General features: G+C 57.8%; 14 protein-coding genes. 8 read left to right on the forward strand and 6 right to left on the reverse strand.

All coding sequences use genetic code 11. From position 1 onward, the window contains the following. The first annotated feature begins 7 nt into the window (after positions 1 to 7). A complete protein-coding gene (gene argF / locus ACIRQ6_RS04075; RefSeq protein WP_420862862.1) occupies positions 8 to 934 on the forward strand; it encodes an ornithine carbamoyltransferase in 927 nt (308 codons plus the stop codon). Position 935: 1 nt separating this feature from the next. On the opposite strand, the gene ACIRQ6_RS04080 is transcribed toward argF, so the two are convergent. Then, on the reverse strand, positions 936 to 1,358 hold the full coding sequence (locus ACIRQ6_RS04080; protein ID WP_420862863.1) for a hypothetical protein: 423 nt from the start codon (positions 1,356 to 1,358) through the stop codon (positions 936 to 938). Between the two features lie 279 nt (positions 1,359 to 1,637). On the opposite strand from ACIRQ6_RS04080, the gene ACIRQ6_RS04085 reads away from it, so the two are divergent. After that, complete coding sequence (locus ACIRQ6_RS04085; RefSeq protein WP_420862864.1) at positions 1,638 to 2,135, forward strand: hypothetical protein; 498 nt, start codon at positions 1,638 to 1,640, stop codon at positions 2,133 to 2,135. On the opposite strand, the gene ACIRQ6_RS04090 is transcribed toward ACIRQ6_RS04085, so the two are convergent. Both ACIRQ6_RS04090 and hrpB read right to left on the reverse strand, forming a co-directional pair. Continuing rightward, positions 2,132 to 2,941: a class I SAM-dependent methyltransferase gene (locus ACIRQ6_RS04090; RefSeq protein ID WP_420862865.1), complete on the reverse strand. Its 810-nt coding sequence runs from the start codon at positions 2,939 to 2,941 to the stop codon at positions 2,132 to 2,134. The two genes, ACIRQ6_RS04085 and ACIRQ6_RS04090, sit on opposite strands and share 4 nt — an antisense overlap. A gap of 17 nt (positions 2,942 to 2,958) precedes the next feature. Beyond that, positions 2,959 to 5,403, reverse strand: coding sequence for an ATP-dependent helicase HrpB (hrpB, locus tag ACIRQ6_RS04095; RefSeq protein ID WP_420862866.1), 2,445 nt, complete (start codon positions 5,401 to 5,403; stop codon positions 2,959 to 2,961). A gap of 60 nt (positions 5,404 to 5,463) precedes the next feature. Between hrpB and meaB the strand changes: the two genes are divergently transcribed. The 4 genes from meaB (at position 5,464) to ACIRQ6_RS04115 (ending at position 7,881) form a co-directional block, all read left to right on the forward strand. Beyond that, positions 5,464 to 6,450, forward strand: coding sequence for a methylmalonyl Co-A mutase-associated GTPase MeaB (gene meaB / locus ACIRQ6_RS04100; RefSeq protein ID WP_420862867.1), 987 nt, complete (start codon positions 5,464 to 5,466; stop codon positions 6,448 to 6,450). Between the two features lie 140 nt (positions 6,451 to 6,590). Further along, on the forward strand, positions 6,591 to 6,872 hold the full coding sequence (gene rpmB / locus ACIRQ6_RS04105) for a 50S ribosomal protein L28 (RefSeq protein ID WP_420862868.1): 282 nt from the start codon (positions 6,591 to 6,593) through the stop codon (positions 6,870 to 6,872). A gap of 98 nt (positions 6,873 to 6,970) precedes the next feature. Continuing rightward, a complete protein-coding gene (locus tag ACIRQ6_RS04110) occupies positions 6,971 to 7,321 on the forward strand; it encodes a hypothetical protein (RefSeq protein WP_420862869.1) in 351 nt (116 codons plus the stop codon). A gap of 50 nt (positions 7,322 to 7,371) precedes the next feature. Then, a complete protein-coding gene (locus ACIRQ6_RS04115) occupies positions 7,372 to 7,881 on the forward strand; it encodes a copper chaperone PCu(A)C (protein WP_420862870.1) in 510 nt (169 codons plus the stop codon). Positions 7,882 to 7,941: 60 nt separating this feature from the next. On the opposite strand, the gene ACIRQ6_RS04120 is transcribed toward ACIRQ6_RS04115, so the two are convergent. Beyond that, positions 7,942 to 8,628, reverse strand: a complete 687-nt coding sequence (locus ACIRQ6_RS04120; protein WP_420862871.1) for an NAD-dependent deacylase — start codon at positions 8,626 to 8,628, stop codon at positions 7,942 to 7,944. Between ACIRQ6_RS04120 and ACIRQ6_RS04125 the strand changes: the two genes are divergently transcribed. Continuing rightward, positions 8,536 to 9,090 (forward strand): low molecular weight protein-tyrosine-phosphatase, encoded by a 555-nt coding sequence (locus tag ACIRQ6_RS04125; protein ID WP_420862872.1) that lies wholly within the window; start codon positions 8,536 to 8,538, stop codon positions 9,088 to 9,090. The two genes, ACIRQ6_RS04120 and ACIRQ6_RS04125, sit on opposite strands and share 93 nt — an antisense overlap. Here ACIRQ6_RS04125 and ACIRQ6_RS04130 read toward each other — a convergent pair. Both ACIRQ6_RS04130 and ACIRQ6_RS04135 read right to left on the reverse strand, forming a co-directional pair. Continuing rightward, positions 9,078 to 9,389 carry a hypothetical protein gene (locus ACIRQ6_RS04130; RefSeq protein ID WP_420862873.1) on the reverse strand — a complete coding sequence of 104 codons (312 nt, stop codon included), beginning with the start codon at positions 9,387 to 9,389 and terminating at the stop codon, positions 9,078 to 9,080. The two genes, ACIRQ6_RS04125 and ACIRQ6_RS04130, sit on opposite strands and share 13 nt — an antisense overlap. A 95-nt stretch (positions 9,390 to 9,484) precedes the next feature. Next, complete coding sequence (locus ACIRQ6_RS04135; RefSeq protein WP_420862874.1) at positions 9,485 to 10,318, reverse strand: LysR family transcriptional regulator; 834 nt, start codon at positions 10,316 to 10,318, stop codon at positions 9,485 to 9,487. Positions 10,319 to 10,415: 97 nt separating this feature from the next. Here ACIRQ6_RS04135 and ACIRQ6_RS04140 point away from each other — a divergent pair, with 97 nt between their 5' ends. Beyond that, a complete protein-coding gene (locus ACIRQ6_RS04140; RefSeq protein WP_420862875.1) occupies positions 10,416 to 11,891 on the forward strand; it encodes an aldehyde dehydrogenase in 1,476 nt (491 codons plus the stop codon). Positions 11,892 to 11,898 lie beyond the last annotated feature (7 nt).

Raw genomic sequence — 11,898 nt, forward strand, 5'->3', positions numbered from 1 at the left:
TGAAGTAATGCAACATTTTTTAGATATTCATAAGACGCCCCAGGCTGAATTGCTCAAGATCATGGCGCAGGCGCAGGCCACCAAAAAGGCGCGCGCTGGCAAGCCCAAAGCGAGCCCTGATAAAGAGTTGGTGTTGGACGGTCACATGGTGGCTTTGATCTTTGAAAAGCCCTCGACGCGGACGCGGGTCAGCTTTGATGTGGGGGTGCGTCAGATGGGAGGCCAGACCATGGTTCTGTCTGGGGCTGATATGCAGTTGGGCCACGGCGAGAGCATTGCCGATACGGCTCGTGTGTTGAGCCGCTATGTGGATCTGATCATGATCCGGACCTTTGAGGAAGAGACCCTGCTGGAGATGGCCGATCACGCCACTGTGCCAGTGATCAACGGGCTGACCAATCGCACCCACCCCTGTCAGATCATGGCCGATGTGATGACTTATGAAGAACATCGCGGGTCGATTGCGGGCAAGAAAGTGGTCTGGTGCGGCGATGGGAACAACGTTTGCGCCAGCTTCCTGCATGCGGCGGGGCAGTTCGGGTTTGATATGGTCTTTACGGGGCCAGAGCCGCTGGATCCCGAGCAAGTGTTTATCCACCAAGCCCGCGAAAAGGGCGTTAGCGTCGAGATTGTGCGCAACCCAGATGAGGCTGTCAAAGGCGCTGATTTGGTGGTGGCCGACACATGGATCAGCATGCACGACAGCCAGACGGCCAAGGAACGGCGGCACAACTTGCTGCGCGGCTATCAGGTAAATGACGAGCTGATGTCCAAGGCCAAATCCGACGCGTTGTTCATGCATTGCTTGCCAGCGCATCGGGGGGAGGAAGTCACATCATCTGTGATGGATGGCCCGCATTCGGTGATCTTTGACGAGGCTGAAAACAGGTTGCACGCCCAAAAAGCAGTGATGCGCTGGTGTTTGGGTAAATAACCTAATTGGCCGGAGGGTCGCGCCAGTTATTGCCCTGAGCCACCCATGTCTCGAACTGCGTGCGATGGTTTTGGGATGGGGCGTGGGGGATTGGTTTGCGCGGGTCTTGGCTAAGGCTGTAGGCCATGCCTTCGCGAAACCATTGGGGGTGCAGGATAGAGGCCTGCAAAACGCCAAACTGTTCGTTTTGCCAATGATGGATCAACTCGTGCCGCACAATATGAGGCGTCCAGCCGGTGTGGTTCACGATGGCCCCATAAGTGCCTAGATTAAGCCCCGCAAACGGGTGTGGGCTGAAGTTTTTGAAACATGCGTCAGTAGAGCAAAAGAGCACGCGGGGCTGTTTGCGAAACGGCCCAAGATGGGTTTCAACGAAAGCCACCGCGTCGCGGCGCAGCTGTTGTGCTGTGTCCAGATCGGCCATATCATCGAGGCAAATATTGGGGGCTGGGGCAAGTCAGGCCAAAGGCCTCGGGCATTACAATTCGGCTGGGCTTATAGGCTGCTCAGGCGGCCATTGGGATGCATGCAGCCGCCAAAATGGCCCGAACAATCGATTTTTTGGTCATGTGATTTTTCCCACAATGCGAACTGCTCAGGTATGAACCGTCCAAGGTTGAAACGAGGGGACGTTGACGCCCAAGAACCCTGCGCGGATTTGACCGATAGGCACAACTGAACAGTTCGGTTTAGTATCTTGACTATGTTTACTGTTACCAAATCAGACGTGCCAAGCGACGCCTTGTTGCAGAGATATGCGCAGCGCGATGACTGTTTCACCGACTGTTTTTATGCCGATATTGCGGCCCCTGTGACGTTGGAGGCCTATGTGATGGCCTTTTATCGCACCTGGCTTTTCCGGACCGAGAAATGGATTTTGGACCGGACGATCAAGCGGCCTTCGGGGATTGCCGAGTTGACCGCACTTGCCAGTGGCAGGGGGAATAATTTTTCGGCATGGAGTGTTGAGCAAAGTGTCGATGGTCAGTTGCTACTGGATGATTTGGGAAGCCGTACCCGGTCTTGGCTGATGGTGGCGCCGCAAAATAGCGGGACGCGGTTGTATTTTGGATCCGCAGTGGTGCCGGTCAAGCCGGGGCAAGGATTAGGATTTGCCTTTCGCGCTTTGTTGGGATTTCACAACCTCTATTCCTATGCGCTTTTGGGGGCGTGTGCCCGCGATTTGCGCCGCCAGATCTAGAGTGGCCGTCGCAGAACTAACGTATAACTCATGGGCAGGCCGATGTCTGATGCCTCCACATTCCACCATGCGTTCGAAATATGATCGGGGCGCTCTTCAAAATCTTCAAGCAGCAAGCCGCATTTGACCGCCCCCATCAAAATATCGCTGAGTTTGTGGCTGTAGGAATAGTTGGGCAGCGCGTCGTAACGGGTGCCGCCGTAATAGTCCAAGCCATTGGTGTCTACATAGGGTGCGCTAGCAAAATAGGACAGCTCCCATTCGACTGGCGCCTCGGCAGGCCCGGGTTTGACCATGACGGTCACGGGGTGGTGTTCGTGGATAAAAAGCGCACCACCGGGTTTGAGCAATTGGGCGACGCTGGCAAAGAAGCCGTCAATATCAGGCATCCAGCCGAGCACCCCGATAGTGATCATGACAATGTCAAACGTCCCATGAAATTGCGGCGGGATCTCGTAGGCGTCACACCATTCAAACTGCACGTCCAAATTAGCGGCTTTGGCTAACGCGCAACCTTGGTCGAGGAAATTCTGTGCCCCGTCGAAACCCACACAGCGCGCTGCCCCCATGTTTTTGGCAGACAACAGTTCGCGCCCGTTGTTACAGCACATTTGGGCCACATCTTTGCCTGCCACGTCGAGGCGTTTCAGGATCCGTGTTTCAACGGGTTTGAGGCAGGAATATCCCGGTGTTTTAAAGGCCTCTTCCAGACGCGCTTGGTTTAGCTTTTGGTGGATTGGCGCTGCTTCCTGCCATGCTGCGCGGTTGGCTTTGGTGATGGTCTTGGTATCTTTGGGCAGAGACATGGCGGTGGGTCCTTTGATTAGGATTTACGCGGTTTGGCGCGCAGCGTGGGTTCCGCTGCTGTTGGGTCTTCGGGCCAAGGGTGCTTGGGGTATTGCGCGCGCATGTCTTTGCGCACGTCGGCGTAGGATGTCTTCCAGAAATTCGGCAGATCCAGCGTGATTTGAATGGGGCGCTGGGCGGGGGACAAAAGCTCTAACCGCAGGGGCGTTTTGCCTACAGTGGGGTGGCGCGTGACGCCATAAAGCTCGCCCAAGCGCAGGGAAATGGCGGGATGATCACCGCTGTAATCAATTGGTACACGCCTGCCCATGGGGGTGGTGAAATGGCTGGGCACGGCCTTGTCCAAAGCCTGAGTTTGCCCCCAATCGAGCCGTCCTTTGAGGGCTGGCAGCAGGTCGAACCCCTTCCAATCCGCCGCACTGCGCACGCCGGTCAGATGCGGCAAGAGCCATGCCTCAAGATTGTCCATCAACGCAGCTTCGCTCAGATCGGGCAAATCTAGACCGCCGGATATGCCGATTTCGACCCGTGCAACAAAACGTTTGGCCGCATTGGATGGGGACAAGCCCAGTTGCCGCACCCCGTCTAACATCGCCACGGCGATATCTTCGGGTGGGGCGTCGGACCATGTACGGTCTTCCAGCGCAATGGCCCCCAGTCGCAATTGTTGGCGGGTGATCACGCGGCCCTCGCGTTTGGACCATTCGCACAGGTCGTGCCAAGCAATGGTGGCCGCGTAGACTTCGCAAATCTCAGCATAGCTGATGGGGAGTGCGGCCCTGATTTTGGCCTCCCGTTGATCGCCGTCCAGATCGCTGGCGACAATGAACGGGCTGCGGGCCAGCGGATCGGCTGCCTCCAGATAAGCCCCTTTGCCGCCCGACAGAATATAGCGGGGCGCGTCGCCTTTGCGGTGCTGGCCGATCCGGTCGGGGTAGGCCAGTGCCAACATTTGGGCAGGGGTTAAGTCACTGGCTTTATCTGTGAAACGGCGTAGGCGCTGGGCCTCTGCCCGGGTTTCGGCTAAGGCGGCGTGGTTTATCGCAAAACTACGGTTGCGGGCAAAAGCACGGGCATCGCGCAGGGCCTCAAGGCGCAAGGACAGATCCACGGGCGCACCGCGCATCAGCACATCCCGCCCATTGAGCAAAGCGGCAAAAGGGGCAGCGTCGGGTCCGGCTATAGTCACCATATGGGCCAGTCGCGGATGAAGCGGTAGCCGGACCAAAGCGCGTCCATGGGCCGTGATCGCCCCCTTTGTATCCAAAGCCCCAAGGTCATGCAGCAAGGCGCGGGCCTGCGCCATTGGGCCCTCGGGCGGGGCCGTCAGTAAGGCCAGATCGGCGCCCGTGCTGCCCCAACGTGCCAGTTCCAGTGCCAAGCCCGTCAGATCCGCGGCTTCGATCTCGGCTGGGGGGAAGGCGGGCAGACTGCCCTCTTCACCCTTAGTCCACAGGCGGTAACTGACCCCTGCTGCGACGCGGCCTGCGCGGCCTGTGCGTTGTGTTGCTTCGGCACGGCTGACCCGTTCGGTGACCAGCCGCGACATGCCCGAGCCTGCATCATAGCGCGCCCGCCGCGCCCGTCCTGCGTCCACCACAATGCGAATGCCTTGGATCGTCAGAGACGTCTCCGCGATTGCCGTGGCCAGCACAATTTTGCGGCCTGTCGCGGTGGGTTGAATGGCTTTTTGCTGTTGGGCGAAGGGCAGCGCACCATAGAGCGGCGCGATTGTGCAGTCGGAGGGCAGTGCCTTGGCCAGCAAGGCCTCGGTGCGTTTTATTTCACCCTCGCCGGGTAGGAACACCAAGGCCGAGCCCGGATTTTCTGTGATCGCTTGCACCACCAATTCGCACGTGGCCTGATCCAGCCGAATGTCCTTGCCAGTGGGTTTGGGAAGGTGCCGGATATCCACCGGAAAGGATTTGCCTTCGGAGGTCACGATCGGTGCTGCGTCCAGCATTTGGGCCACTGGGGCTGCATCCAGTGTGGCGGACATCACCAACAGTCGCAGATCCTCGCGCAGGGCGCCGCGAATGTCCCACGCCAGCGCCAGCCCTAAATCCGCATTCAGGCTGCGTTCGTGAAATTCGTCAAAGATGACCACACTGATCCCGGTCAGTTCCGGGTCCGATTGGATCATGGCGGTCAATATGCCCTCGGTGACGACTTCTATCCGGGTGTTGGGCCCGGATTTTGAGGCCCCACGCATGCGGTAGCCCACTGTGTCGCCAACCTGCTGACCCAAGGTATTGGCCATACGTTCTGCTGCTGCACGGGCTGCAAGGCGGCGCGGCTCCAGCATCAGGATTTTGCCGGTGATCGTCTGGTCCTCCAGCAAGGCCAGCGGAACGCGCGTGGTTTTGCCAGCACCGGGGGGCGCTTGCAATACAGCGCGGCCGTGTTGGCGCAGAGTGGCCACCAATTCGGGCAGGATCGGATCAATCGGCAGAGCGGTCATAGGGCTGTTATCTGTGAAAGCCCTATGGACAGGCAAGCGCAGATTGGGCACATCTGCGGTATGGATATTTCTGAACTGGCCCAGCGGGTTGCACAAGGCGAACGCCGCGCCATTGCCCGGGCCATCACCTTGGTTGAAAGTGGTCGTGATGACCATCGCGCCCAAGCGGCTGAATTGCTGGCCGCTTTGGGGGGTGCGCGTCAGGCCCTGCGCATCGGTCTGTCTGGCACGCCCGGGGTCGGTAAATCCACATTTATCGAAGCGTTTGGCATGCTTTTGACCGGGCAGGGCCTTAAGGTGGCCGTGCTGGCGGTTGATCCATCCTCGACCCGCTCGGGCGGGTCAATTCTGGGTGACAAGACACGTATGGAACGGCTTAGTCGCGATCCAAACGCTTTTATTCGCCCCAGCCCCAGCCAATCGCATCTGGGCGGCGTGGCGCGGCGTACCCGCGAGGCCGTGGCGATTGTTGAGGCTGCTGGATTCGACGTGGTCTTGATCGAAACCGTTGGGGTGGGCCAATCCGAGACCATGGTCGCCGAAATGGCGGATGTGTTTATGTTGTTGCTGGCCCCTGCGGGCGGTGACGAGTTGCAAGGCGTCAAACGTGGCATCATGGAGATTGCCGATCTGATCGTGATCAACAAGGCCGATGGGGATCTCAAGCCTGCGGCGACGCGCACCTGTGCGGATTATTCCGGTGCCTTGCGACTGTTGCGCAAACGGGCGCAGGATCCTGATGAGTTTCCCAAGGCTGTGATGGCCTCGGCGCTGGAGGGCGATGGTTTAGATCAGGTCTGGGGCGATGTTCAGGCCCTCACTGACTGGCGCAAAACCCATGGGCATTTTGCCAAACGGCGCGCGGCCCAAGCGATGCATTGGTTTGAGGCCGAAGTGCAGCACGGCGTGCTCAGCCAATTGGCCAAATCCAGCGCTGTCGCCGATCAGATGACGGCCTTGCGCACGGCTGTCCAATCGGGTGATATCGCCGCCAGTGCCGCGGCGACACAGGTTTTGGCCACGTTTTTTGCCAAGACAGACAGCTAATTCAGGCGTGGCGTGAAAAACATCGACCCTAGGGCCCGCAGGCCTTGACGCATCGGGCGATTCCCCCTAAACGCAAGCTTCAATTCAGGTCGCCGCTCTGCGCGGGGCCACCGTCCAAGTTAAATGCCAGAGGTATTCCCATGTCGCGTCGTTGCGAATTGACCGGTAAAGGCCCAATGGTTGGCAACAATGTCAGCCACGCCAAAAACAGAACACGCCGTCGTTTTCTGCCCAACCTGCAGGACGTGACCCTCGCGTCAGAGACTTTGGGCCGTTCGTTCAAACTGCGGATCTCCAACGCTGCATTGCGCACAGTTGACCACCGCGGTGGTTTGGACGCGTTCATGGCAAAAGCCAAAGACGCCGAACTGTCCACAGCAGCTTTGAAAATCAAAAAAGACATCGCCAAAGCGTCTGCCTAAGTCGCTTTGACAGATTGACGACACGGCCCTGCCATTTGGTGGGGCTGTTTCATTTTGTCCCTTTGCTTTGTGTCTGTGTTACGCATATCTGCAAAGTGATGAGACAGTTCACGCGCATATTCGCATTGACCCTGATCGTAGGGTTGATGGTGTTGACCAGCCAAACCATGGCTGTGGCCCGCGGCCAAGCTGCCGCTACGGGTCAGATGACGCTCTGTCTGGCCCATGGCACGCAAGTTGTGACCGTGGATGCCGAGGGCAATCCGACATTGGGTGGGCAGTTCTGCCCCGATTGCGTTCTGACCCCATGGGCTGCGGCAAGTGGTGCCGCAATACCCGATCGGCCTAAACAAATTTCCAAATCGGTCGTTGTACCGCTGGTTGCCTTGACCCAAGGCCGGATCGGGGATCGCAGGCTTGGGGCAAGGGATCCGCCGACGCTGGCGTAATCCCCCGTTCCTAAACGAAAATTTCAAGACATTCAAAAGGAGTGCACTTAATGGCACTTTCAAATATCCTTCGCGCGGCCTGTGCTGCTGTTTTGTTGGCCCCTGCTGCACATGCAGGCGATATGGGTTCGATCATGGTCATGGATTCCTATGCCCGCGCCTCGACGCCTACGGCTATGGCTGGTGCGGCCTTTATGCAGATCATGAACCACGGCGATACGGCGGATCGGCTGATCGCGGCCTCCAGTCCTGCGGCCAAACGGGTTGAGCTGCACACGCATATCGAAAAAGACGGGGTGATGATGATGACCCATGTAGAGGACGGCTTTGAACTGCCTGCCGGTGCCACATTGCACCTCAAACGTGGCGGAGAACATGTGATGTTCATGGGGCTTACCACTCGCTTTGAGCAAGACAAAATGATCGAAGTGACCCTGACGTTCGAACAGGCAGGTGACATTACTGTCCAGATCCCAGTTGATCTGACACGCAAACCGCAAGCAGGCGCCCATGGCGGCACGGATCATTCCAACCACTCTGGCCACAGCACGACGAACTAATCCAAATCCTCTGGCGGGGCGCGTTTCTTTAGTCCTGAAATACCTCCTCGCCGGAGGCGTCTACCCTATCAGTGAACGCACCCATTCAGGCACAATTTGGCTGGCTGGACCATTGATCGCCTTGTCGAAATAGCTGGCCCCTTGCGACGGTTCCAGGTTCAACTCCAGTGCCTCGGCACCACTCATTTTGGCCATCTGGACAAACCCAGCAGCGGGATAAACATTGCCCGAGGTGCCAATGGAGACAAACAAATCACACTCCGACAGATGCCGTTCGATCCGGTCCATCTGATAAGGCATCTCGCCAAACCACACGATATCGGGCCGCGTGCTGGTCTGCCCACAGGACGGACAAGTATCGGCCAGATCCATCACCAAGGGTGCGGGCCAACGATGACCGCAGTGATGACAGAGCGCCGTGGTAAGACCGCCGTGCATGTGGATCGCGTCCGCGCCGCCACGTTCATGTAAATCGTCCACGTTTTGTGTCACGATCACCACGTCAAACCCATCGGCCTGCTGTAGCGCGGCCAAGGCCACATGGGCAGCGTTCGGACTGGCCTCATAGCTCTGGGCGCGGCGGTCATTGTAAAATGTCATGACCAGTTCAGGATTGCGGGCAAAGCCCTCGGGCGTGGCCACGTCCTCTACGCGGTGTTCGGCCCACAAGCCGTCCTCGGCCCGGAATGTGCCAAGACCGCTTTCCGCAGAAATGCCTGCGCCTGTCAGAATTACAATCTTGCTCATGCCACTGCCTTATGTTGGGATGTCCGTATAACAAAGCGTATCTTATTCGTCTGCCTTGGCAATATCTGTCGCTCGCCCACGGCCGAAGCGGTCTTTACGCAGATCAGCGATGGTGCGTTTGAAGTGGACAGTGCAGGAACTGCTGATTGGCATCACGGCAAACCACCCTACGGGCCGATGCAGGACGCCGCTTTGGCGCGCGGGATCGCAATGGATCACCTCCGTGCGCGACCGTTCACAGCGAGAGATTTCGATGATTTTGATCTAATTTTGGGAATGGACGCGCAAAACCTTTCAGATATCGAACATTTGCGTCCCAAAGGTAATGCGACCCCCGTCGAAAATTTCGCGCGTTTTGCAAATCAAACCGAAGTGCCGGATCCGTATTATACGCGCGATTTTGAAGGGGCTTTGGACCTGATCGAACAAGCCTCCAAAGCCTTGTTGGATCAGCTGCAGTAAGCCTCTGCCGTTTTTCCAAATTGCTTGTACTTCAGCCAGAACCGCTCGTGACTAGACCGGTCTGATTGCCGAATTTCCTGTGCTTTGTGCGGGTCTTTGAAAAACTTCGAGGCCACACGTTGGTCGGCCTTGGTCAGGGTCTTGTTGGCCGCATATTGGATGCAGCTACACAACCGCCGATTTGCGGCTTTGCGGTCTGATTGCATGCACGCACGGGTGATGACGCCTGCCTCGGCGGGTGTTGTGAACACGGGCGCGCTGGTCAACGCCAATGCCGCACAAAGGACGAAAGTTCGCATTGCTCAATTCCTTGTTTGTTTGGCCGTCCCTTTTGGGATCTTTGCCATTCTGCCTAATTGGCACTGGTGTGGCCCATTTTGAGCAAAATTTCAATTCACGATTCTGCGGGTGGGAGATGCAAACTGATGTCGATGTCGCCGAGCGCTGCCTGATTGACCACTGCAAAGGCCTTGCGCAGATAGGGTGGCGCATCTGACAGATGGAACAACCGGCCCCGCTGCAAGTGTCGCGCGACCATGCGGTGGGGCAAATAGGCCGAGCCACCGGATTGTAACACATGGGCCAGACCGAGGGCGGCGGTGCCAAAACTTAGTTTGGCGGTGCCCGCGTCGGCGTAAGTGGCGGCATGCCAGCGGCCGAAATCCTCGCCAGCCTCCACATAGACATAGCCTGGATTAAACCGGATCGGGCTATCGGCCTCGGTTGAGACACACACGCGGGTGTCAGCGCCCAGATCGAACAAAACCTGCCCTTCTGATGTGGCACCGCGATAGCCGATGGCCATGTCGATGCGCCCGTCAGCCTGCCAGCGCTGTAGTTCTGCGCCGGTGCCATGCCAGATCGACAGGGCCAATTCCGGATGGGCTTTGTGCAGGCTGGAAAAGATCGCTTTGCCCATGCCCTGCCACAGATCCGGGTGACAGCCGATGTTAAAGACGCCGCTGACCCCGTCGGGCAGACCTGTGTCGCGCCGTGCTTGTTGCCACAGGTCCAACATGGTTTCTGCATAGCGTTTTAATCGCTGCCCCGAGGCGGTTGTCGCCGCACCAGATTTGTTGCGGATGATCAAGGTTTGACCCAATTCAGCCTCAAGGGATTTGAGCCGCGCGGTGACGGTCGATTGGGTCACATTCAGCCGTTCCGAGGCCCGCACAAGGCTGCCAGTTTCAATGATTGCGAGGAAAGTTTGGATCTCGGAAAGGTTCATGGCACCGCAATTCGGTTTTCTCGAATTATATATGCTATATTATTCGTTATCCAGCATTGATTTTTTCCCCTAGGCTTTGGAAAAAACGGGGACGGCCATGACGGAAATCACAGAATACAAAATGCTGATCAACGGCGCATGGGTCGCGGCCAGCGATGGTGGTTTGTTGGACAGTTTCGACCCCAGCACAGGCGACATCTGGTCCTGCGTGCCCAACGCGACCGAGGCAGATGTAGACGCCGCTGTGCGCGCCGCTGATGCCGCGTTGGACGGCCCTTGGGGACAGATGACCCCAACTGAACGCGGCAAATGCATCACGCGTTTGGGGGATCTGCTGGCAGAACATTCCGAAGAACTGGGCCGTGTCGAGACCCGGGATACAGGCAAAATGTTCAAAGAAACCAAGTGGCAAGCCACTTATATTGCAGAGTTTTTGCGGTTTTTTGGCGGGGCGGCTGACAAAATCAATGGCGACACGCTGCCCATCGACAAACCCGATATGTTTGTCTTTACGGATCGCGAACCCTTGGGCGTGGTGGCCGCTGTGGTGCCGTGGAATTCGCAGATGTTCCTCAGTGCGGTCAAGATCGGACCGGCCCTCGCGGCGGGCAACACGATGGTGATGAAGGCCTCGGAACATGCCAGCGCACCTTTGTTAGAATTCGGAAAATTGATTGCCAAGGCCGGCATTCCCGACGGGGTCATCAACATCGTCACAGGGCTGGGCGAGCCGTGTGGTCGCGCCTTAACCAGCCATCCCTTGGTGGCCCGCGTCGCCTTTACCGGTGGGCCTGCCTCTGCGGCCCATGTGATCCGAAACTCGGCCCATAACTTTGCCGAAGTCAGCCTCGAACTGGGCGGAAAATCCCCGTTCATCGTGTTTGAGGACGCCAATATCGAAAGTGCCGTGAACGGCTCGGTCGCAGGGATCTTTGCAGCTACGGGGCAGTCCTGTGTGGCCGGATCCCGGCTGTATTTGCACGAAGATATCGCTGATGAATTCCTTGAAAAGATGGTAAAAATCGCCAAAGGCATCGTCATTGGCGACCCTCAGGCGGATGAGACCGAGATGGGGCCGCTGTGTACCCAAGGACAGATGGACCACATTCAGGCGCAAGTGGCCTTGGCTGTGGACGAGGGCGGAACGGTCTTATCGGGCGGTAATGCCGTTACGGGCGATGGGCTGTTTTTTGAGCCGACAATCATCGAGTGTCCGCGCCAAGATATGACCATCGTGGATACCGAACTTTTTGGCCCTGTGCTGGCCGTCCAGCGATTTAAAACGGAGGAAGAGGCCCTCGCGCTGGCCAATGACACCAAGCACGGGCTGGCAGCAGGGATTTTCACCCGCGACAGCGCCCGGTCGTTGCGAATGGCGCGGCGCATCAAGGCAGGCATTGTTTGGGTCAATACCTACCGGGCCATCAGTCCCATTGCCGAATTTGGGGGCATGAAGACATCAGGCCATGGGCGCGAAAGCGGCTTTCAGGCGATCTATGATTACACCCGGCCTAAGACCGTTTGGATGAACATGTCCGACGATCCTTTGGCCAGCCCATTTCAACCGCGATAGGAGGACA

It is taken from the genome of Algirhabdus cladophorae, from assembly GCF_044772865.1.
GTDB lineage: Bacteria > Pseudomonadota > Alphaproteobacteria > Rhodobacterales > Rhodobacteraceae > Algirhabdus > Algirhabdus cladophorae.

Excerpts from the sequence above, each read along its gene's own strand:
- argF (WP_420862862.1), top strand. The coding sequence starts at position 8 with ATGCAACATTTTTTAGATATTCATAAGACGCCCCAGGCTGAATTGCTC.
- ACIRQ6_RS04080 (WP_420862863.1), bottom strand. The coding sequence starts at position 1,358 with ATGGCCGATCTGGACACAGCACAACAGCTGCGCCGCGACGCGGTGGCT.
- ACIRQ6_RS04085 (WP_420862864.1), top strand. The coding sequence starts at position 1,638 with ATGTTTACTGTTACCAAATCAGACGTGCCAAGCGACGCCTTGTTGCAG.
- ACIRQ6_RS04090 (WP_420862865.1), bottom strand. The coding sequence starts at position 2,941 with ATGTCTCTGCCCAAAGATACCAAGACCATCACCAAAGCCAACCGCGCA.
- hrpB (WP_420862866.1), bottom strand. The coding sequence starts at position 5,403 with ATGACCGCTCTGCCGATTGATCCGATCCTGCCCGAATTGGTGGCCACT.
- meaB (WP_420862867.1), top strand. The coding sequence starts at position 5,464 with ATGGATATTTCTGAACTGGCCCAGCGGGTTGCACAAGGCGAACGCCGC.
- rpmB (WP_420862868.1), top strand. The coding sequence starts at position 6,591 with ATGTCGCGTCGTTGCGAATTGACCGGTAAAGGCCCAATGGTTGGCAAC.
- ACIRQ6_RS04110 (WP_420862869.1), top strand. The coding sequence starts at position 6,971 with ATGAGACAGTTCACGCGCATATTCGCATTGACCCTGATCGTAGGGTTG.
- ACIRQ6_RS04115 (WP_420862870.1), top strand. The coding sequence starts at position 7,372 with ATGGCACTTTCAAATATCCTTCGCGCGGCCTGTGCTGCTGTTTTGTTG.
- ACIRQ6_RS04120 (WP_420862871.1), bottom strand. The coding sequence starts at position 8,628 with ATGAGCAAGATTGTAATTCTGACAGGCGCAGGCATTTCTGCGGAAAGC.
- ACIRQ6_RS04130 (WP_420862873.1), bottom strand. The coding sequence starts at position 9,389 with ATGCGAACTTTCGTCCTTTGTGCGGCATTGGCGTTGACCAGCGCGCCC.
- ACIRQ6_RS04135 (WP_420862874.1), bottom strand. The coding sequence starts at position 10,318 with ATGAACCTTTCCGAGATCCAAACTTTCCTCGCAATCATTGAAACTGGC.
- ACIRQ6_RS04140 (WP_420862875.1), top strand. The coding sequence starts at position 10,416 with ATGACGGAAATCACAGAATACAAAATGCTGATCAACGGCGCATGGGTC.